At 47.6% G+C, this 20,655-nt stretch carries 16 protein-coding genes; 5 read left to right on the forward strand and 11 right to left on the reverse strand.

Annotated features, from left to right (window positions below):
• Positions 1-91: 91 nt before the first annotated feature.
• Both AC27G9_RS08440 and AC27G9_RS08445 read left to right on the forward strand, forming a co-directional pair.
• On the forward strand, positions 92-1,003 hold the full coding sequence (locus AC27G9_RS08440) for an ExeA family protein (RefSeq protein ID WP_487073028.1): 912 nt from the start codon (positions 92-94) through the stop codon (positions 1,001-1,003).
• Entirely contained in the window at positions 996-2,225 is a 1,230-nt protein-coding gene (locus AC27G9_RS08445; RefSeq protein ID WP_487073030.1) for a general secretion pathway protein GspB, read from the forward strand. The genes AC27G9_RS08440 and AC27G9_RS08445 overlap by 8 nt, the downstream gene beginning before the upstream one ends.
• A gap of 14 nt (positions 2,226-2,239) precedes the next feature.
• Here AC27G9_RS08445 and AC27G9_RS08450 read toward each other — a convergent pair whose 3' ends face one another.
• From AC27G9_RS08450 to mutS, 10 genes are all read right to left on the reverse strand, one after another.
• Positions 2,240-3,457, reverse strand: coding sequence for a cyclic di-GMP phosphodiesterase (locus AC27G9_RS08450; RefSeq protein ID WP_487073032.1), 1,218 nt, complete (start codon positions 3,455-3,457; stop codon positions 2,240-2,242).
• Between the two features lie 319 nt (positions 3,458-3,776).
• Positions 3,777-4,388, reverse strand: a complete 612-nt coding sequence (leuD, locus tag AC27G9_RS08455; protein WP_487073034.1) for a 3-isopropylmalate dehydratase small subunit — start codon at positions 4,386-4,388, stop codon at positions 3,777-3,779.
• Between the two features lie 3 nt (positions 4,389-4,391).
• Positions 4,392-5,792, reverse strand: coding sequence for a 3-isopropylmalate dehydratase large subunit (leuC, locus tag AC27G9_RS08460; RefSeq protein WP_487073036.1), 1,401 nt, complete (start codon positions 5,790-5,792; stop codon positions 4,392-4,394).
• A 14-nt stretch (positions 5,793-5,806) separates the two neighbouring features.
• On the reverse strand, positions 5,807-6,898 hold the full coding sequence (gene leuB, locus AC27G9_RS08465; protein WP_487073038.1) for a 3-isopropylmalate dehydrogenase: 1,092 nt from the start codon (positions 6,896-6,898) through the stop codon (positions 5,807-5,809).
• Positions 6,899-8,458 carry a 2-isopropylmalate synthase gene (leuA, locus tag AC27G9_RS08470; protein WP_487073040.1) on the reverse strand — a complete coding sequence of 520 codons (1,560 nt, stop codon included), beginning with the start codon at positions 8,456-8,458 and terminating at the stop codon, positions 6,899-6,901.
• A gap of 293 nt (positions 8,459-8,751) precedes the next feature.
• Positions 8,752-9,441: a hypothetical protein gene (locus AC27G9_RS08475; protein ID WP_487073042.1), complete on the reverse strand. Its 690-nt coding sequence runs from the start codon at positions 9,439-9,441 to the stop codon at positions 8,752-8,754.
• 80 nt (positions 9,442-9,521) lie between these two features.
• Complete coding sequence (locus AC27G9_RS08480; protein WP_487073044.1) at positions 9,522-10,034, reverse strand: hypothetical protein; 513 nt, start codon at positions 10,032-10,034, stop codon at positions 9,522-9,524.
• A 111-nt stretch (positions 10,035-10,145) separates the two neighbouring features.
• A complete protein-coding gene (eno, locus tag AC27G9_RS08485) occupies positions 10,146-11,438 on the reverse strand; it encodes a phosphopyruvate hydratase (RefSeq protein ID WP_487073046.1) in 1,293 nt (430 codons plus the stop codon).
• A gap of 57 nt (positions 11,439-11,495) precedes the next feature.
• Complete coding sequence (gene pyrG / locus AC27G9_RS08490; protein WP_487073048.1) at positions 11,496-13,127, reverse strand: CTP synthase; 1,632 nt, start codon at positions 13,125-13,127, stop codon at positions 11,496-11,498.
• A 136-nt stretch (positions 13,128-13,263) separates the two neighbouring features.
• Positions 13,264-15,804, reverse strand: coding sequence for a DNA mismatch repair protein MutS (mutS, locus tag AC27G9_RS08495; protein WP_487073659.1), 2,541 nt, complete (start codon positions 15,802-15,804; stop codon positions 13,264-13,266).
• A gap of 309 nt (positions 15,805-16,113) precedes the next feature.
• Between mutS and AC27G9_RS08500 the strand changes: the two genes are divergently transcribed.
• From AC27G9_RS08500 to recA, 3 genes are all read left to right on the forward strand, one after another.
• The gene (locus AC27G9_RS08500) at positions 16,114-17,937 is read left to right on the forward strand and encodes a DUF885 domain-containing protein (RefSeq protein WP_487073050.1); all 1,824 of its coding nucleotides are present in this window, start codon (positions 16,114-16,116) and stop codon (positions 17,935-17,937) included.
• Between the two features lie 131 nt (positions 17,938-18,068).
• On the forward strand, positions 18,069-18,563 hold the full coding sequence (locus AC27G9_RS08505; RefSeq protein ID WP_487073052.1) for a CinA family protein: 495 nt from the start codon (positions 18,069-18,071) through the stop codon (positions 18,561-18,563).
• A gap of 148 nt (positions 18,564-18,711) precedes the next feature.
• A complete protein-coding gene (gene recA / locus AC27G9_RS08510) occupies positions 18,712-19,746 on the forward strand; it encodes a recombinase RecA (protein ID WP_487073054.1) in 1,035 nt (344 codons plus the stop codon).
• A gap of 76 nt (positions 19,747-19,822) precedes the next feature.
• Here the strand turns inward: recA and AC27G9_RS08515 are convergent, their stop codons facing one another.
• Positions 19,823-20,632 carry an SDR family NAD(P)-dependent oxidoreductase gene (locus AC27G9_RS08515; RefSeq protein ID WP_487073056.1) on the reverse strand — a complete coding sequence of 270 codons (810 nt, stop codon included), beginning with the start codon at positions 20,630-20,632 and terminating at the stop codon, positions 19,823-19,825.
• Positions 20,633-20,655 lie beyond the last annotated feature (23 nt).

The raw sequence follows: 20,655 nt of genomic DNA on the forward strand, positions 1-20,655 counted from the left end.
GTGAGGAGGGAATTTAACCTTGAATACTTTGACTTCTTTATCAGACCTAGTTAGTTTAACTCGCGACAATTATCTAATGACTCGATAGACCATGTATTTGAATTATTTTGGGCTGAACGACAACCCGTTTTCTATCGCGCCTAACCCTGATTACTTGTATATGAGCCCAAGGCATAAAGAAGCACTGGCTCATTTGACGTTCGGGTTACGCGAGAGTGGCGGTTTCGTGATGCTGACAGGAGAAGTGGGAACAGGGAAAACCACGGTCTCAAGGAAGTTACTCCAACAGCTACCCGATAACACTCAGGTGGCGATGATTTTAAACCCTACGCTATCTGCCATTGAACTTCTCGCCACGGTTTGTGATGAGCTGGGCATCGAATATGATGGTGAGAAGGCGAGTCTTAAATACTTTACTGACCGCATTTTGGCGAAATTAGCAGAAAACCATCAGTCAGGGATTAACACCGTACTATTGGTTGATGAAGCTCAGCATTTGTTGCCAGAAGTACTAGAACAACTCCGATTGTTGACGAACCTAGAAACCAACAGAGAAAAGTTGCTTAAGGTTGTACTTATCGGGCAACCGGAACTACAGCAACTGTTGAAGCGCAACGAATTGAGGCAGTTAGCGCAACGTATCACTGCGCGCTATCACCTTTTGCCATTGACGGCCCCCGAGGTCAGTAGTTACATCGCACACCGTCTGGGTGTGGCAAATGGTGATATCAGCATTTTTAGTCGTGCAACGTTGAAGGCGATTCATCAAATTACCGGCGGTATTCCCCGCGTTATCAACTTACTTTGTGATCGCTCATTGACCTTGTCATTTACCAAGCAACACGCCGTCGTTCAAAAGCCAATTTTTATGGCAGCAGCCGAGCAAATTTTGGGTGCTGACGTGGTATCTCAGCGCGTGCAGGATAAAGCCAAATGGTGGTATAGCCTGATGTTTGTGTGTGCTATTGCCGTCGGTTTTACAGTGGGGCGCTTCTATGGCTGAACGTATTTCAATCGATAATCTATCACCAGGAATGGTGATTCTGCAGGTCACCGAGCAAAACGGTCCGGTAAAAATTCGTAAGTCAGGCTTAGTGACTAGTAGCGCAATGGTGCAGGGCTTGGCTGAAATGGGGGTCTTGGAAGTCGAAATTGACCCTGAACAGACGGTAGAGATTGCCCCAGAGCCACAAAAGCGAACGCAAACCCAAGCCTTGTTACGTGGTCAGTACGACAAGGGCGCTAACTTTGATCATGCCCTATCAGAGCAGTTTAATCGCAGCTTGTTTTTACCGACGGTACAAGGACTTCCATCAATGTGGAAGGTTTACGGAAAACAAGCTGCACTGGTTAGTGTGTTGCTCATCGGCGGTTTTGGTATTGGTTTTACCGCAGCGACCTTTGATACTTGGTTTGCAGCATTGTCGTCAAAAGGGCCAGTGGAAGTGGTGAATACTAGCCCGGTAACAGAGCCAACTAACACTGAAACAGGGCAAGATGAGGTCGCGCAGGCTAACCCGCAGCCTTCTCCAGCCAATAACGCGATAGCACCAAATGCCAATGGCAATGCGCCACAATTGGCTAACAACAATACGGTTCAAAACCAACCTGTTGGGGTGAATAATGTATCGCCTGATCAGTTTGCCGTACAGCAGCCTGTAGCACAGCAACTCGCGCCCCAGCAGCAGTATCCACAACAGCAATATGCTCAGCAGCAATACCCGCAACAGCAGTATCCACAACAACAATATCCACAACAACAATATGCTCAGCAGCAATACCCGCAACAACAATATCCTCAGCAGCAGTACACTCAACAACCTGCGCAGCAGTCCGCTTTACAGCCATTGCAAACACAGGATCAAGCGAGCAATACTTCGCAAATTTCACCAGACCTACTGGCGCGATTTAATGCTGCCATAGAAGAGTTGGACAATCGCGACCCTGAGGATTTTGAACCCGAAACCAAGGTCAATGTACACAATGATATTCAGCGTGTAGACCAGCTGCCTGCAAGGTTGCTGACGCGTTTACCGAGTATGATCTTCAGCACACATATGTATGCGTCGAATAAGTCGGATCGCTGGGTCAGAGTAAATGGCCAAGAGCTTGGCGAGGGCGATTGGATTGCCGATGAGGTTCAACTCGTGGCGATAGAGCCTCAACGGGTTGTGCTTTCATTCCAAGGTGAACTCTTCACTATGTCTGCACTCACCGATTGGTGAGTGCAAACCCATCGTTATTGCGGCATCTGATTTAAAAAGACATCTTTGAAGAATCGGGGAAGATTGATTCCAAATTCGTCAGGTTTGATACCCGACACAATTTCATCATCGACTTTGCTCAAGTCAATGCGTTTGATTTCATTAAAGTGATTGCCATTGACGCTGTAGAAGGTCATCACCGCAGGGCTGAGCATGTCATCTTTGTTCTGTGAACTGACTATGCCAAGCTTACCGCTTCTCAGTTTAACTAATGAGCCGACCGGGTGAATACCGATACAGGCGATAAACTGCTTCAGCAACGTTTTATCTAACCCTGGCTCTTTGGTAAGGCGTTTAAGCGCAATGGAAGGGCTCATCGGTTCGTGGTAAGGGCGTTCAGATATCATTGCATCATAGCAGTCGACAATGGCTGCCATCTTAGCAAATTCGTTGATCTCTCCCGACGCTAAACCACTTGGGTATCCGCTGCCATCCTCTCGCTCGTGATGTTGTTGGATAATCGCCAGTGTCAAATCGGTAATATCTTCCAATGGCTCTACCATGGCTACACCGGCGTCTACATGACCGTGTATCACCGACCAATCCGCTTCACTCAGTGAATGGGTCTGATGGTATAGCTCTTCCGGAATCGTTGACATACCCACGTCCATCAAGAGTGCACCTAAACACGCATCGTCTGTTTGCTCTCTGCTGTAGCCTAAATGCTGACAGAATATCGCCATTAAAATCGAACAGTTAATCGAGTGCTCAAGTAGATACTTGTCTGCATCTTTGATCATGGTAAGACAAGACAAGGCATCTGGGCTATCGAAGACACTATCAATGATATTTTGAGACAAATCCGTTGCGCTGGACAAGTCGTTAGCCGCACCTTGCTGTAAGGATTCGATAAACTCGCCCTGTATGAGTACCGCTTGCATATAAAGGTCATTGGCAGCATTTAGCGCATCAGCCTCACTGAGTTTGGCTTTTGGCTGCTTGGACTCTTGAGGCTGCACTTGAGGCTCTGGCTCAGAGGTAGGCACGGGCTCGGTGGGTTCAACCGATTTAGGTAACTTGCTTTTAGACAAATCAATTTCAAGCACCAAAATCCCTTTACCTTTTAACGCCTCAACAATGCTCTGGGTTTTCACAATCCCTTTCGAACGCATTTTGAGTTTTCCAGATTGCTCCAGTACCTGATTGACATACATTCCAGGTACTAGCTCATCAATGGAAATCTGCTTTAACATTGAAACTCCTAACTAACAGATAATAAAGCCAACCAAAGCCATGACTTTGGCTTATCAAATAGGCAAATTGTACCCTAACTGAATCGATTTATTTTGACACAAATCAGCAACAAGAAAACGGCGTTTATCTCATCGACAATACGATTAAACCATTTGACGATCGCTTGTCGGTGAGTCTGTATACAATTCTGCATTAAGATAGCAGGCGCGCCTCTCATGCTGGGTCAATTTTTGTGTTGGGCTATGCCTGAATTTAGACCGCTATTACGCCGATTTCAATTCCCATAAATGAAAAAAGGAGGCATAAGCCTCCTTTTGTTTACGCCCAACTGGGTTGGTTTTTCTCATATTGCTCGATAGTAGGGGTCAACTCGAGAGTTTGACCAATGGCATCTAAGCCTTTTATCAAGTTGGTTTTGTGATGTTCGGCAATATCGAATTTAAAACTCACATTCCCCACTGAAATGGTTTGATTGGGTAAATCAATATTGAAGGTTTGACTCGGATCTGCATTGACGGCGTCAAACAATGCATCCATTTGTTCGCTCTCTAACGCCACTGGCAACAATTGGTTGTTGATACAGTTGCCATAGAAAATATCGGCAAAACTGGTAGCGACAACAACTTGGAAGCCAAAGTCAGCTAGCGCCCAAGGCGCGTGTTCGCGACTTGAGCCGCAGCCAAAGTTTTCACGGGATAGCAAAATAGACGCGCCAGCGTACTGGGGCATGTTCAAGGTAAACTCAGGATTGAGCTCTTGTTCGTGTAGATCCAAATAGCGCCAGTCGTGGAACAGGTGCTTGCCATAGCCAACACGTGTCACGCCGGTAAGAAATTGCTTCGGTATAATTTGGTCTGTGTCGACGTTTGCCTGATCCAGTGGGCAAGCCCGACCTGCGTGAACAGTAAAGCCTTGGTTTGATACTGTCATGACTTACTCCTGATAATCTCTGACGTCGGCAAAAAAGCCTTTTAGCGCGGCTGCCGCGGCCATGGCTGGGCTGACCAAGTGGGTCCGTGCACCACGGCCTTGGCGACCTTCAAAGTTACGGTTGCTGGTGGATGCACAGCGGTCACCGGCTTGCAGAATGTCATCATTCATACCCAAGCACATAGAGCAGCCAGGTAATCGCCATTCAAAACCCGCATCCAAGAATATTTGGTCGAGGCCTTCAGCTTCCGCTTGGCGCTTCACTGCGGCACTGCCTGGCACCACAATTGCCGTAACGCTATCGCTAACCTTACCTTGTTTGGCAATCGTCGCGGCGGCGCGTAAATCTTCAATACGACTGTTCGTACATGAGCCAATAAACACGTGGTTAACTGGCACGTCAGCCAGTTTGTCGCCGGGTGCTAGACCCATGTAATCCAGTGCTTTACGAGCAGATTCTTGTTCTATAGGGTCGTCAAAATCACTCGGTGCAGGTACTGGCACTTCAACACCAATGACCTGACCGGGGTTGGTACCCCAAGTCACTTGTGGTGCAATGTCTTTGGCCTCTAGCTCTACCACTGTGTCGTGAGCTGCACCATCATCAGAGAAAAGCGTTTGCCAATAGGCGACGGCTTCATCCCAATCGCTACCTTGAGGTGCTTTCTCTCGGCCTTGCAAATAATCAAAAGTCGTTTGGTCAGGGGCAATCATGCCCGCTTTTGCACCCGCTTCTATACTCATGTTACAGATGGTCATTCGCTCTTCCATCGATAAGGCTTCGATGGCCTCACCAGCGTATTCGATAACATGACCTGTGGCACCCGCATGGCCTATTCTGCCGATGATTGCCAGAATAATGTCTTTTGCCGTGATACCGGTTGCCAATGTGCCATTGACCTTGATTAGCATACTTTTGGCTTTTGATTGTTTCAGCGTTTGGGTTGCTAGTACGTGCTCAACCTGTGACGTACCAATACCAAACGCTAATGCACCAAATGCACCGTGAGTCGCGGTATGGGAATCACCACACACAACTGTCATGCCTGGCTGTATCACGCCCAATTCAGGCCCCATTACGTGCACGATACCTTGTTTTTGGTGCCCCACAGGGTACAGCTCAATACCGTGGTCTTCGCAATTTTGCATCAAGGTTTGAAGTTGTAGCTGGTTTTGAGGCCCACAGGCATCGAGGGCTAATGAACGAGTAGAAATACTGTGGTCCATCGTAGCGACAGTGCGATCAGGACGGCGAACTTTACGGCCCTTTTCGTTCAGACCTGCGAAGGCCTGAGGAGATGTCACTTCGTGAATCAAATGACGGTCAATGTAAATCAAGCTATCTTCGCCCATTTGGTCGACGATATGCGCTTGCCATACTTTATCGTATAAGGTCTTGGCCATGGTCTCGGCTTCTCCTAGTTCAAAATGTGGCGTACGATTTCGTCGCCAACTTGTGCCGTCGTTGCGGCCTTATCTCTTTGGTCTGCTGGCAGTAATTCACCTGTTAACACGCCAGCCTCTAAAGTTTTGACTACCGCTTGTTCGATAGCATCAGCAGCTTCACCAAGGTTTAAGCTGAAGCGTAACATCATGGCAGCGGACAACACCTGTGCAATTGGGTTAGCAATTCCTTGACCTGCAATATCTGGCGCAGAACCTCCCGCCGGTTCGTACAAACCGAAGCCGTCTTCGTTCATGCTCGCAGACGCCAACAAGCCCATTGAGCCCGTCATCATCGCGCATTCGTCAGATACAATGTCTCCAAATAAGTTGGAACAAAGCATGACGTCGAACTGGGCAGGATCTTTCATTATTTGCATCGTCGCGTTATCAATGTAGATATGCTCTAGTTCAACGTCTGGATAGTCTTTTGCAACTTCTTCTGTGACTTCACGCCATAAACGGCTGGTCACCAGTACATTGGCTTTGTCTACAGACGTAACTTTACCGCGACGTTTTTGTGCAGCTTCGAATGCGGCAATCGCAATACGACGCACTTCGCGCTTTGAATAGCGCATCGTATCGTAAGCAAATTCTTCTTCACCCTCGCCTTCGCGGCCCTTAGGTTGACCAAAATAAATGCCACTGGTCAACTCGCGAACAACCAATACATCAACACCACTTGCTGCGATGTCTGCACGTAGCGGTGACAAGGCTTCAAGCCCGGGATAAATTTTGGCCGGGCGCAGATTGCTAAATAAATCAAAATGGCTGCGTAAAGTCAGTAGTGCAGCGCGCTCAGGTCGCTGGTCTAGGGGCAAGTTATCCCACTTAGGACCACCAATAGAACCGAACAAAATGGCATCTGCTGCCTCGCAGCCTTCTAGTGTCTTTGCAGGTAACGCATGGCCTTCGGTATCAATGGCGTAACCACCGACTGGGTAGGCCGTGCGGTTAAACTCAACGTCATACTTGGTTTGAATGGCGTCTAAAACCTTATTTGCTTGTTCCATTACTTCAGGGCCGATGCCGTCCCCCGCCAAAACGGCGATATTAAACGTGGTCATTTATACTCCTGCTACGCGTTCTTGTTGATGCTTTTGTTGATCAATTTGGTCTGCTAAATGGGTGTTATTCAAAACAAAGGTCAGGGCTTTTACGCCTGACTCAACGATATCGGTTGCGAGTCCGATACCATGGAAACGACGGCCTTTATACGTGGCAATTACAGACACTTGCGCCAATGCGTCAGCCCCTTCGCCTTTCGAGTCTAGTTTAAAGTCTACGATTTCTAATTCTTGATGACCTAACATCTCAATAATAGCGTTAAACGCGGCGTCAACTGGTCCGTTACCTGTCGCTGAGCGGGTAACCGATTCTTCGCCAATGCGCAGTGTTACGGTGGCACTGGGGATAATATTGCGGCCCGCATTGGCCTGTAAATATTCCAATTGGTAGTGAGCGTAGTCTTGTTTTTGTTTATCGAAGAACAACAAGGCTTCCAAGTCATAATCGAAGACTTGGCCTTTTTTATCCGCCAATTTCAAGAACGCTGTGTAAACCGCTTCTAAATCGTAGTCGCTCTCTTGATAGCCTAGCTCGTGTAATCGGTGTTTGATAACGTGACGGCCAGAGCGGGACGTTAGGTTCAAATTGTTTTTGTTAATTCCCACACTTTCTGGTGTCATGATCTCGTAGGTGTTTTGCGCTTTTAACACTCCGTCTTGGTGAATACCTGATGAGTGACTAAAAGCGTTGGCGCCAACGATGGCTTTATTTGCTTGCACTGGCATGTTGCACAATTGGCTAACTAACTTAGAGGTGCGAGAAATCTCTTCGCTGTTGATATTGGTTTGCACCCCCAGCATCGCCTGGCGTGTCTGGAAAATCATGGCAATTTCTTCTAGTGAGCAGTTACCCGCGCGTTCACCGATACCATTGATGGTACATTCTACTTGGCGTGCACCTTGTTCCACCGCTGCAAGGGAGTTGGCCACTGCTAAGCCCAAATCGTTGTGGCAGTGAACCGAAATCGTTGCTTTATCGATATTCGGCACACGGTTAAACAGTTGACCGATAATGCCACCAAACTCGGTAGGCGTGGTGTAGCCAACGGTGTCAGGGATATTCACTGTAGTTGCGCCTGCGTCGATGGCAGCCTCAACCATCCGACACAAGTAATCAATATGAGTCCGGCCAGCGTCTTCACAAGAAAACTCCACGTCATCTGTGTAACGGCGGGCGTGCTTGACAGCTTTTACCGCCATTTCGACAATCTCGTCTTGTGACTTTCGCAGCTTAGCGCCGACGTGAATCTCAGAGGTAGCGATAAAGGTGTGAATTCTAAATTGTTCCGCGACGCTCAACGCCTGGCCACAGGCGTCGATGTCTTTTTCTAGGGCACGGGATAGGCCACAGATAGTCGCGTTTTTTACTTCTCGCGCAATCATCTGTACCGATTCAAAATCACCAGGAGACGATACCGGGAAGCCTGCTTCGATGATATCAACGCCCAAACGTTCGAGCGCCAGGGCGATTTGCAACTTTTCTCTAGCAGTTAAACTGGCTGGCAAGGCTTGTTCGCCATCGCGCAAAGTTGTATCGAAAATCTTTACCTGATTAGTCATGACGCTCACTTTACTGTTTTTCAAAGTTAAAAAAAAACCCGTGCTTGGCACGGGTTTTTGTGTGTTCGATTGGCTGGTCGCAATCTACCCGTGCAGTCTCGCTGCCGTAAGGAGTAGAAGAGAAAGTAGCAGTTTTTTGTTAAACATTTGCTGTTTTCTGTGCTGACCAAGTAATGGCAATCAATGTAACGATCAGAGGCGTTCAGGTCAACCGTTTTTTCGTTTTGATACTAAATAATCACCATAATTATGATAGATATCCTAAGAATACGGTTTTTGTGGATGGGCACCGATTAATTTGATGGTAATAGGATGAATTTTTTCCAATCGATGTTGGTCGACAGCAACAATTCTCTCAATGTAAGCGCACGAGGTGCGACCTTGCCTTTGTGGTTCCAAGTATGCCCACAGCATGCTGCGGCCATAATGGGTTTGGTCGGTTTGAGCAACTGCGCAGACGCGGTATTTTCCTCACTGGGAATCTCTGGCTGACCCGCATAGTTAAACCACCCATTTTTGTTTAGATGCAGCGTTTCGGTGTCTGGCTGTATTCGATCGATTGAATCCAATTCAATGTAGTCGTGGTCGAGCTCAGTAATCCTGACCGGCACGACTAACCCCGGTTTAGCATTAACACTATACCAAGCCGCGGTGCTTTCGATTTGTTGCCGATTGGCAGGGCTTTTCGCCGCTTGTTTGGCTTGCCAACTGCCATTGTGAAAATCAACGTCGATGGGGGCCGTATTGTCTGTAAGGTGGCGGGCAGCCCGTTTGATATGATGACTTAACCCTGCAAGGCGTCGTTGGAATAACGAGACTTGCTTGGGGCCATGTTGCGACAAATACATCAATTCGCGCTCGTACAGGGCGTTGCACACCTCGCTGAAGCGTTGATCAGAAGCAGGCGAGGTATCAAACCCGCTAAGAAAATCTGTTTGTGCACTGTCTGATGGTGGTATCACGGCTGCGTAAATCGATAGCACTATTGTTTAAAACCTAGACGCAGTCTGCCATAGGCGCAACGTTTGCGCTACATAGTCATTTGTACAGTAATTCGACTGGGTTAGTGCCTAAATCGTTCTTCATCAGCTAGCTCGCAGTGTTCAACAGGGCGCGTGGGGCCACTGTATTTCGACGTCCAACATTCGTCGTAAATTGAGCAATAACACAGGCTGAAGTCTAATGCTTTGGCAATTTCCATGAAGGGAGCAACCTCTTCGCCGTGATAGGATAGGGTAGTAATAGTCTGCCCCGGCGAGATAGTACGTTTGCTGATTGCAGAGGTAGAAATGCTGGGAATGTTGTCAAAGTCACGCCATGACTTCAAAAATTTGCCTTGGTATTCAACTCTGGCGTATTTAATCAATGCCGGCCCATTGCCACGATTCGTTACCGTGAATTGGAAAATGTCGCTACCATTATTGTGAAACATTTCGATTTGAGGCCAAACCGATGCTTTGGCGTATTGTCGGTCGGTGTAGGCCGAAAAAATGCTAACGACCGTGGTGACTAAGCTGATAATGAGTGCCGACAGTGCGACTATCATTTCTGGCTGCTTGTACCAAACGACTTTCATGATGGATTCCTTTTCAAATTTCGCCATCCGTAGACTACGATCTTGTTTGCAATAACGCCACTGCAAATACAAAAAAGGCACCCTAAGGTGCCTTTTAAACGTGTTGTCAGATTACTGACCTTTGATTTCACTGCGACCTTTGTAAACCGCACTTTCACCCAAAGCTTCTTCGATGCGAAGAAGTTGGTTGTACTTAGCGACACGGTCAGAACGGCAAAGTGAACCTGTTTTGATTTGGCCAGCTGCAGTACCGACGGCTAGGTCAGCGATAGTCGCATCTTCAGTTTCGCCACTACGGTGAGAGATAACCGCTGTGAAACCTGCGTCTTTCGCCATTTTGATCGCGTTCAACGTTTCAGTAAGTGAACCGATTTGGTTGAACTTGATTAGGATAGAGTTACCGATGCCATTCTCGATACCACGAGTTAGGATTTTGGTGTTAGTTACGAACAAGTCGTCACCCACTAGCTGTACTTTGTCACCAATCTTCTTAGTTAGGCTTGCCCAACCGTCCCAATCGCTCTCGTCTAAACCATCTTCGATAGATACGATAGGATACTGTTCAGTCAAGTCAGCAAGGTAGTCGCCGAAACCTTCAGAATCAAAGCTCTTGTCTTCGCCAGAAAGTACGTAATTGCCTTCTTTGTAGAACTCAGACGCGGCACAGTCTAGTGCTAGCGTGATGTCTTCATTCATCTTGTAGCCAGCTTTTTCAACGGCTTCTACGATAACAGCCAATGCTTCTGCGTTTGAGCTAAGGTTAGGTGCGAAACCACCTTCATCACCTACCGCAGTGTTAAGACCTTTGGCAGACAACACTTTCTTTAGGTTGTGGAAGATTTCAGCACCCATGCGCAATGCTTCTTTGAAGCTTTTCGCGCCAACAGGCTGAACCATGAATTCTTGGATATCAACGTTGTTGTCAGCGTGTTCACCACCATTGATGATATTCATCATAGGTACTGGCATTGAGTACTCACCAGACGTACCGTTTAGGTCAGCGATGTGTTCGTATAGTGCCACACCTTTCTCAGTCGCTGCCGCTTTTGCAATGGCAAGAGAGACCGCAAGGATAGCATTGGCACCTAGCGTTTCTTTGTTTTCTGTGCCGTCTAGCTCGATCATCAAGTTATCAAGCGCTTCTTGTTCTAGTGGATCTTTACCCACTAGCGCTGGTGCGATTACGTCATTTACCGCTGCAACCGCTTTAACCACACCTTTACCCATGTAGCGGCTCTTATCACCGTCACGTAGTTCCAGTGCTTCACGAGAACCAGTAGATGCGCCAGACGGTGCAGTTGCGCGACCCATCACGCCAGAATCCAAATATACGTCTGCTTCTACAGTAGGGTTACCGCGAGAATCAAGAATTTCGCGTCCAATGATGCGAGTAATATTCGCCATGTTTTTTCCTCAACAAGTGTTTGTGTGGCCCGCTACGACGAGCCACGCTAAAAAGCGTTAATGATTTTCTTTCTGAAATTTAGCTGCAGCGCCAACAAAGCCTGTGAACAATGGGTGTCCATCACGAGGCGTTGAGGTGAATTCCGGGTGGAATTGACCTGCAATGAACCAAGGATGGTCAGGGATTTCGATCACTTCTACAAGCTTTTTATCAGTGGATAAACCACTGACCTTTAATCCGGCTTGTTCAATTTGCTCACGCAAGTTGTTATTCACTTCATAACGGTGACGGTGGCGTTCGTAAATTTCTTCGTTGCCATACATCTCATGCGCTTTTGTTCCAGGGATCAAGTGACAAAGCTGGCTACCTAGGCGCATAGTGCCGCCAAGATCAGATTGTTCGTCGCGGGTTTCAGTTGAACCATCTGCGTCCAACCACTCAGTGATCAATCCCACCACCGGGAACGGTGTATCTGAATCAAACTCTGTAGAGTTGGCGTTTTCCATGCCAGCGACATTACGAGCAAACTCGATCAAGGCAACTTGCATACCCAAACAGATACCTAAATAAGGCACTTTGTTTTCTCTGGCGTATTTTGCAGCTGCAATTTTACCTTCGGTTCCACGCTCACCAAAGCCACCTGGCACGAGTATCGCGTCCAAATGCTCAAGGATCTGTGGACCTTTAGTTTCTACGTCTTGTGAGTCGACGTATTGAATATTAACGGTGACACGGTTTTTCAGGCCGGCGTGCTTCAATGCTTCATTGACTGACTTATACGCGTCAGGCAATTCCACATACTTACCAATCATACCGATTGTCACTTCGCTTGTAGGGTTAGATTCAGCGTAAAGGACTTGCTCCCATTCGGTCAAGTCCGCTTCAGGACATTCTAGACCAAAACGTTCTACTACGAGTTGGTCCATCCCCTGCGCTTTCAATGCTGCTGGGATGCGATAAATGCTATCGACATCGCGTAGCGAAATAACCGCTTTATCCGCAACATTGGTAAATAGGGCTATCTTTGAGCGTTCTGACGTCGGCAGTGCACCCTCAGAACGGCACACCAAAATATCAGGTTGAATACCAATAGAACGCAACTCTTTAACTGAGTGCTGTGTTGGTTTCGTTTTGACTTCGCCTGAGGCCGCCATGTAAGGCACTAGAGTAAGGTGCATATACATTGCGCGCTCACGGCCAAGCTCTGTACCTAACTGACGAATCGCTTCTAAGAAAGGTTGTGATTCAATATCACCTACGGTGCCACCGATTTCTACGATAGCGACATCATGGCCTTCCGCACCGTCGATTACGCGACGCTTTATTTCATTTGTAATGTGAGGAATGACCTGAATGGTCGCGCCTAAGTAATCGCCGCGGCGCTCACGACGCAACACTTCTTCATACACCCGTCCAGTGGTGAAGTTGTTGCGTTTTGTCATGCGAGTGCGAATGAAACGCTCATAGTGACCGAGGTCGAGGTCGGTTTCAGCGCCATCATCTGTTACGAAGACTTCACCGTGTTGAATAGGGCTCATTGTGCCCGGGTCAACATTGATGTAAGGGTCGAGTTTAAGCATGGTAACCGTGAGACCACGCGCTTCAAGAATGGCGGCCAAAGAGGCAGCGGCAATACCCTTACCTAGTGATGAAACAACACCACCAGTGACGAAAATATAATTTGTCATGTGAAACCTAAGACGTTGGATTATTTTGGTAATGTGCTGCTTGGTAATACAACACTGGACGGCGTGATAGTATACGCAAATTGCCCCGCACAAACAATGAGTTTGCGCGGGTAATGCCAATCAATTTCGCGAAGTCTTATTTGGCAAGGCTTTTGAGCTGATAGATCAAATCGAGGGCAGCTTTTGGGCTCAGCTCGTCAGGGTTAATCTCATCCATCGCGAGTGCTAGGGGATGGGGCTCGTCTAACAGGCTCATTTGTGTGTGATGATCGGTTGTTGGCACATTTGGTTTGCTACTTTGTTCCGCTGGCGCATTGGCTTCCAAACTCGCTAGCTTGTGTTTAGCCGCGCGAATCACGGGCTTGGGCACACCGGCAAGTTGAGCAACCTGTAAACCATAACTTTTACTCGCGGCACCCGTTTCGACCGTATGCATAAAACGGATATCGTCTTTGTGCTCAATAGCGTCAAGGTGAACATTAACCACACCCGGAGTGGTTTCTGGTAGCTGCGTTAATTCAAAGTAGTGGGTAGCAAACAAGGTATACGCTTTAATCGTTTGGGCTAAATGGGTTGCACAAGACCACGCCAGCGATAGGCCATCATAAGTACTGGTGCCGCGACCAATTTCGTCCATCAAAACCAATGAGTGCGCTGTTGCATTGTGCAAAATATTGGCAGTTTCGGTCATTTCCACCATGAACGTTGAGCGCCCAGAGGCTAGGTCATCGGCGGCGCCAATACGAGTGAAAATACGATCGACAGGGCCAATCTCGGCTTGGTTTGCTGGTACGAAGCTACCGATGTAGGCCAGCAACACAATCAAAGCGGTTTGACGCATGTAAGTTGATTTACCGCCCATGTTGGGGCCCGTAATGATCAGCATTCTCGAGTTATCATCGAGGGTGAGTGGGTTGGCAATAAACGGGTCGTCCATGACATGCTCAACCACTAAATGGCGGCCTTGCTCATATCGAATACCCGCTTGATTGACCAAATTGGGGCGATGCAATTCTAGTGCTTCTGCGCGTTCCGCCAAGCAACATAAGACGTCGAGTTTAGCGAGCGCCGAAGCCGAGTCGATAAGCTCATTGAGCTGCGGGTGAATGTGGTCAAACAAACTCTCATACAGTTGTTTTTCTAGGGCAAGTGCTCGCCCTTGACTGGTCAGAACCTTATCTTCATGCTCCTTTAATTCAGGTGTAATAAAGCGCTCTGCATTCTTAAGGGTTTGTCTGCGAATGTATTCCGGTGGCGCGGCATCGCTGTTTGCACGGCTGATTTCGATATAGAAACCGTGCACTTTGTTGTAGCCCACTTTCAAGGTTGAAATGCCCGTGCGTTCACGCTCTCGCTGTTCCATTTGCTCAAGGTAATCTGTTGCTCCTTGAGACAAGGCCCTCAGTTCATCCAGCTCAGCGTTAAACCCAGGTGCAATTACACCACCATCGCGAATCACCACAGGCGGGTTATCGATAATGGCCTCATTTAATAGTGCTTGCAGCTCGGGATATTGACCTATTTGACTAGCGAGGGTTTGCAGTATTTGGACCGAAAAATCACCAAGGTAGGCCTGAAGCTCTGGCAGGGCATTCAGCGCATTGCGCAAGCGCGAGAAATCTCGTGGCCGTGCCGAGCGAAGTGCCAAACGCGCCATAATTCGTTCGATGTCGCCGATGTGTTTGAGTGCGTCAGTCAATTCACCCACACCACAATCCATCAATGCCTGAATACCATCTTGGCGCTGGACAAGTTCGTTAGTATCGGTGATTGGGGAGTGAATAAAGCGTTGTAACAGGCGGCTACCCATTGCGGTCGCTGTGGTGTCCATTACCGAAAATAGGGTATTGTCTATGCCACCACTTAAATTTTGAGTTAGTTCTAGGTTACGTCTCGTCGCGGCGTCTAATTGGACTTGAGTGTTAGATTGCTCGTGGCGTATTTGACGAATATGAGGAAGAGCAGTGCGCTGGGTGTCTTTGACATACTGCAGTACACAACCCGCTGCCCCCAATCCCAACGACATGTTTTGAACACCAAATCCCGACAGAGAACGCGTGCCAAACTGCTCGTTCAGTTGTGACGTTGCCGACTCAATATCAAATTCCCATTCAGGGCGTCGTCGCAGGCCTCGACGTTGGCCAATAACCGCAAAGTCGTCAAAGCCTTCGGGGTAAAGCAATTCGGCAGGGTTCAATCTCTGGAGTTCAGCTAACACGTCTTCGTCATTGGCTAATTCGTTTATGACGAAGCGACCGCTAGACACGTCGAGGGACGCGATTCCAAACGCTCCCTTGTGACTGCAGACGGCAGCCAGCAAATTGTCTTGGCGCTCATCGAGTAAGGCTTCATCTGTTACAGTTCCCGGCGTGACAATGCGCTGAACCGCTCGCTCTACTGGGCCTTTACTGGTTGCTGGGTCGCCAACCTGTTCACATATCGCGACTGACTCGCCCATTTTAACTAAACGCGCCAAATAGGCTTCAACCGCGTGATAGGGGACACCCGCCATAGGGATCGGAGAACCGCCTGATTTACCTCGGGCCGTCAGGGAAATATCAAGTAACTCAGCAGCGCGCTTGGCATCATCATAAAAGAGTTCATAGAAATCACCCATGCGATAAAACAATAATACGTTGGGGTGTTGCGCCTTGATTGCGAGGTATTGGCGCATCATTGGCGTGTGTTCTTGGGTCGCTTTTGTCATGAGTTACTTTGGCCTTTTTAGGCTTCGAATTTGATGATAAGTGTGCACAAGTGCTGGCTTTAACACACCGAAAACTACGTTAGCGTGACATTATCTATTGAATCGACGAAATAACGCAACGTCAGTCGTCAATATTGCGTGTTGATCGCAGAACATTTGGTCGATAGTATCTTGATTGATATTGAGTTTTTGCTTCGAATTTGCAGCGAAAATACACGATTTGCGTGATAACGTAACAATAAAGAGGCATGTAGAGTGCCCGAAGGGAATAACCTTATTATGAAAAAATTTTTTAAGCGCTTGGGCCTTGGGCTACTGGGGCTGATAGTGATTGCAGCGAGCTTCGCCGCTCACGAGTGGTATGCTGATAAGCCTGTGTTTTTCAGAGCATACCTGGATAGAGCCATGGTGAAAATGGCCTTCCAAAACCCTGAAACGCTGACGTCGTTAGGCTTTTTGGAGTCGATGGGAATCAAAGGGCACAACGCTGACTTAGATGATGTACACCCCGACCGCAGCGACGAGATGTTCGAGGCGCTAAAAGCTTTCAAAGCTGGGCTGTATCAATACGATAAAGCCAGTATGGATGCTGGTCAGCAGACAACGTTCGAGATAGTCGAGTACTTACTCAGCACCTTTGAAGAAGCAGAGAAATTTCGCTATCACTATTATCCCGCTAACCAGATGTTTGGCATTCAAAACGGTTTCCCCAGTTTCATGGAAGCGCAACATCAAGTGAACACCTTTGAAGACGGTGAAAATTACGTATCCCGTCTCAATCAATTGCCTCGCAAGTTTGATCAGTACCTACTCGACCTAGCGATTCGCGAAGACAAAGGCATTATCCCACCCCAGTTTGTAATTCAAAGGGTCCTGGATGAAATGAATAACTTTGTCGCGACCGAGCCCAAAGAAAACATTCTTTATACGTCTTTAAAAACCAAACTCGAAGACGCCGAAGCGTTGACCGACGAGCAGCGCGAGCAAGTGTTAGCCGACGCTGAGGCTGCAATTGTGGCATCGGTTTACCCGGCCTATGAAAGTTTTATCGATTATTTCGTGGCGCTGTCAGCCAAAGCGGGTAATGACCATGGCTATTGGCATTTACCGCAGGGGGATGAAGCGTATAAGTTTGCATTGAAACTGTTTACGACAACGGATTATACGCCGGAAGAGTTACATCAACTCGGGCTGAAAGATGTGGCGCGTATACAGGCAGAGATGCTAGCCATTTTTGCTCAGTTAGGTGTCGATGTTGAAGCCGGTTATACGGCGGCCATGGCGGCGTTTTCGGATAATCCCGACTTCTATTACACCGATGATGATGAAGGGCGCGCGCAAATTCTCGCAGACTACCAAACGATTTTGGACGAAATTGACCAAGGTTTGGACGGGGCATTCAATATACGTCCTAAAGCGGGAATGGAAGTGGTTCGCATTCCTGAGTTTAAAGAAAAAACGGCCCCTGGGGCATACTATCAGCCGCCATCACTGGATGGCTCTCGTCCCGGTCGCTTCTTCGCCAATTTGTACGATGTTAAAGCCACCCCAAAATTTGGTATGAGAACCTTGGCATATCACGAAGGTATTCCTGGACATCACTTTCAAATCGCAATTGCAATGGAGCTAGAGGGCGTGCCCTTGTTGCGCCGATTCGCACCATTTACGGCATATGCTGAGGGTTGGGCACTCTATGCGGAACGCGTTGCCTATGAACAAGGTTTTCAATCGAATCCAGAGGACAATATAGGCCGTTTAGCTGCTGAGCTATTCAGAGCGGTTCGATTGGTAGTGGACACCGGTATTCACTACAAGAAGTGGACCCGTGAAGAAGCCATTGAGTATATGTCTGCAAATACTGGGATGGCAGAGCGCGACGTGATTGCGGAAATCGAGCGTTATATCGTGATGCCGGGCCAAGCGACAGCTTACAAAGTGGGCATGATCAAAATTCTCGCTTTGCGCCAAATGGCAATGGACGAGTTAGGAGATAAGTTTGATATCCGCGAATTCCATGACGTAGTGCTAAAAAATGGTTCGGTGCCTTTGGATATCTTAGAAAAAATTGTGAAGCAATATATTGCTGACAAAAACCAGAGTTAGGCGCTGGTAGTCAATAAACAGAGGGCAGAATTGTGCCCTCTGTTAGTTGTGGCGGGTTGACCTACCAACCCTTGATAAAGTCCATTACACTGTTTCGCGAATACCAATTAGACAATGCAAAAGACTGAACAATGAGCCAATCTACATCAGCGCTAAAAGAGACGATTTTAGCCATCGGCGAGCACCTCGCAGCAAATCAACAAACAGTGTCTTGCGCTGAGTCATGCACAGGTGGTGGTATCGCCTTTGCATTGACTTCGGTGTCGGGCAGCTCAAATTGGTTTAATCAGTCATGGGTGACGTATTCCAACGAGGCAAAACACGACTTGCTCGGTGTGCAAGCCACCACCCTTGAAAAATATGGTGCGGTATCTGAACAAACCGTAGCTGAAATGGTAAGTGGTGTAGTAGCAAATTCGAGCGCCGACTACGGCATATCTGTTAGTGGCATAGCGGGCCCTGGCGGTGGTTCAGTGGAAAAACCGGTAGGAACTGTTTGGTTTGGTTTTGCGATAAATGGTAATATCACTTGCATCAAAAAGCAGTGGGATGGCGATCGTGATCAAGTCAGGCAGCAAGCGATTGAATTTGCGATTGAACATCTGCACCAATGCCTAGTTGTTTGAGTATAAAAACACAGGCCTAATCAATTTATTGCTATACAGTACTTGCAACTGTATAACTATACAGTATATTATTCATCCCAATTGAGTGACTATTTAACACAGTGGCGATTCCCAATACGCCAATGTGAAATTATCTGAGGATTCCAGAGTGGACGACAATAAATCTAAAGCGTTATCGGCAGCCGTTGGGCAAATTGAAAAGCAATTCGGTAAAGGCGCAATCATGCGTTTGGGCGACAACCAAGCCATGGATATTGAAGCTATTTCAACGGGCTCTTTGAGTATCGATATCGCATTGGGTATAGGCGGTTTACCTTGTGGGCGTATTGTTGAGATCTACGGTCCGGAATCGTCTGGTAAAACGACACTGACATTACAGGTTATCGCTGAAGCGCAAAAAGAAGGTAAAACCTGTGCGTTCGTCGATGCCGAGCACGCATTGGATCCGGTGTACGCCGAAAAGCTTGGCGTAAACATTGATGATTTGTTGGTATCTCAGCCTGATACTGGTGAACAAGCGCTAGAAATTTGCGACATGCTAGTACGCTCTGGTGCGGTTGATGTTGTGATTGTTGACTCGGTTGCTGCATTGACACCTAAAGCTGAAATCGAAGGCGATATGGGTGACTCTCACGTCGGTCTTCAAGCGCGTTTGATGTCTCAAGCACTGCGTAAACTAACGGCTAACATCAAGCGTTCAAACACACTCTGTATTTTCATCAACCAAATTCGTATGAAGATTGGTGTGATGTTTGGTTCTCCTGAAACCACAACTGGTGGTAACGCGCTTAAGTTCTACTCTTCTGTGCGTTTGGATATTCGCCGTATCGGTGCTATCAAAGACGGTGACGAAGTCGTGGGTAACGAGACTCGCGTTAAAGTTGTGAAAAACAAAGTGGCGCCACCGTTCAAGCAAGCTGAATTCCAAATCATGTATGGCGCGGGAATCAGTAAAGAAGCTGAGCTCATTGACTTGGGTGTACAACATAAATTCGTTGATAAGGCGGGTGCATGGTACAGCTACAATGGCGACAGAATCGGCCAAGGTAAAGCAAACGTTGTTAAGTATTTGAAAGAGAACACGGCGATGGCTACCGAAATCGAGCAACGAATTCGTGAAAAATTGTTGTTGTCTAAAACAGTACAAGCTGAAGACGGTGAGTCTGAAGAAGTACTCGCTTAAGCAATAAGTAAACAGAGAAAAGCCCGCGATTGAGCGGGCTTTTTTGTATTAAATAGCGGGCGATGCCCATAGCGCATTAATCGAGGTAAGATGCCACAATCTGATTTACGGCGTCTGCAATTGCCTGGTTATTGCTATCATCGAGAGCATCAGGGTGCGGCTGGCTGATTCGGCCAACATCGTTATCAAAGTAAGCACCAGTGGCATTGGCAAAATTGTTCGATACCGCAGTTAAAATAATGGCATCAGCTCCTCGTTGTAAATCACCACCTGCGACACCGTAGGCTTCTTTGACCATTTTGCTGCCGAGAAATGAGGCTGGGTTTACCGCGATAACGACGGGGCCTTCCTTCTCCCAAACTTTGGCGATATGTTTGCTCCACATCAGGATAGCCAGTTTACTTTTAGCGTACACCGCACTGTCGGACAAGGGGCTGAGTTCTCCAATTTCGCGAGGAAACAAACTGGCCTGTGCCGCCGATGACAAGTTAATCACGCGGCTATTTTTCGTCATGATTGGGCGCAATAACTGAGTGAGCAAGTAGGGCGCAATGGTATTGACGACAAATCTGATATCAAGGTTGCCTGGCGCTTTGGTGTCGTTGACTTTAAACACCCCTGCGTTATTAACCAAGACGTCCAGTGTGGCGTGGTTCTGTTTAATCGCCTTTGCTAATTCGGCAACTTGGGCAAGATCTGATAAATCTGCGGCATATGCGTACGTGTTGGCGTTCGGATATGCTGCTGCAAGTTGTTGCTGCACGTCTTTAAGCTTCTGTGGGTTTCTGCCGTGCAAAATTACGTCATGTCCTTGAGACAAAAGTGTTTGCGCTGTTTTATTGCCAATACCATCGGTAGAACCTGTAATTAAAAACAATTTAGTCATACTTGCCTCAATAAAATGAAATG

Source organism: Alteromonas sp. 5NS40-0096 (assembly GCF_057544385.1).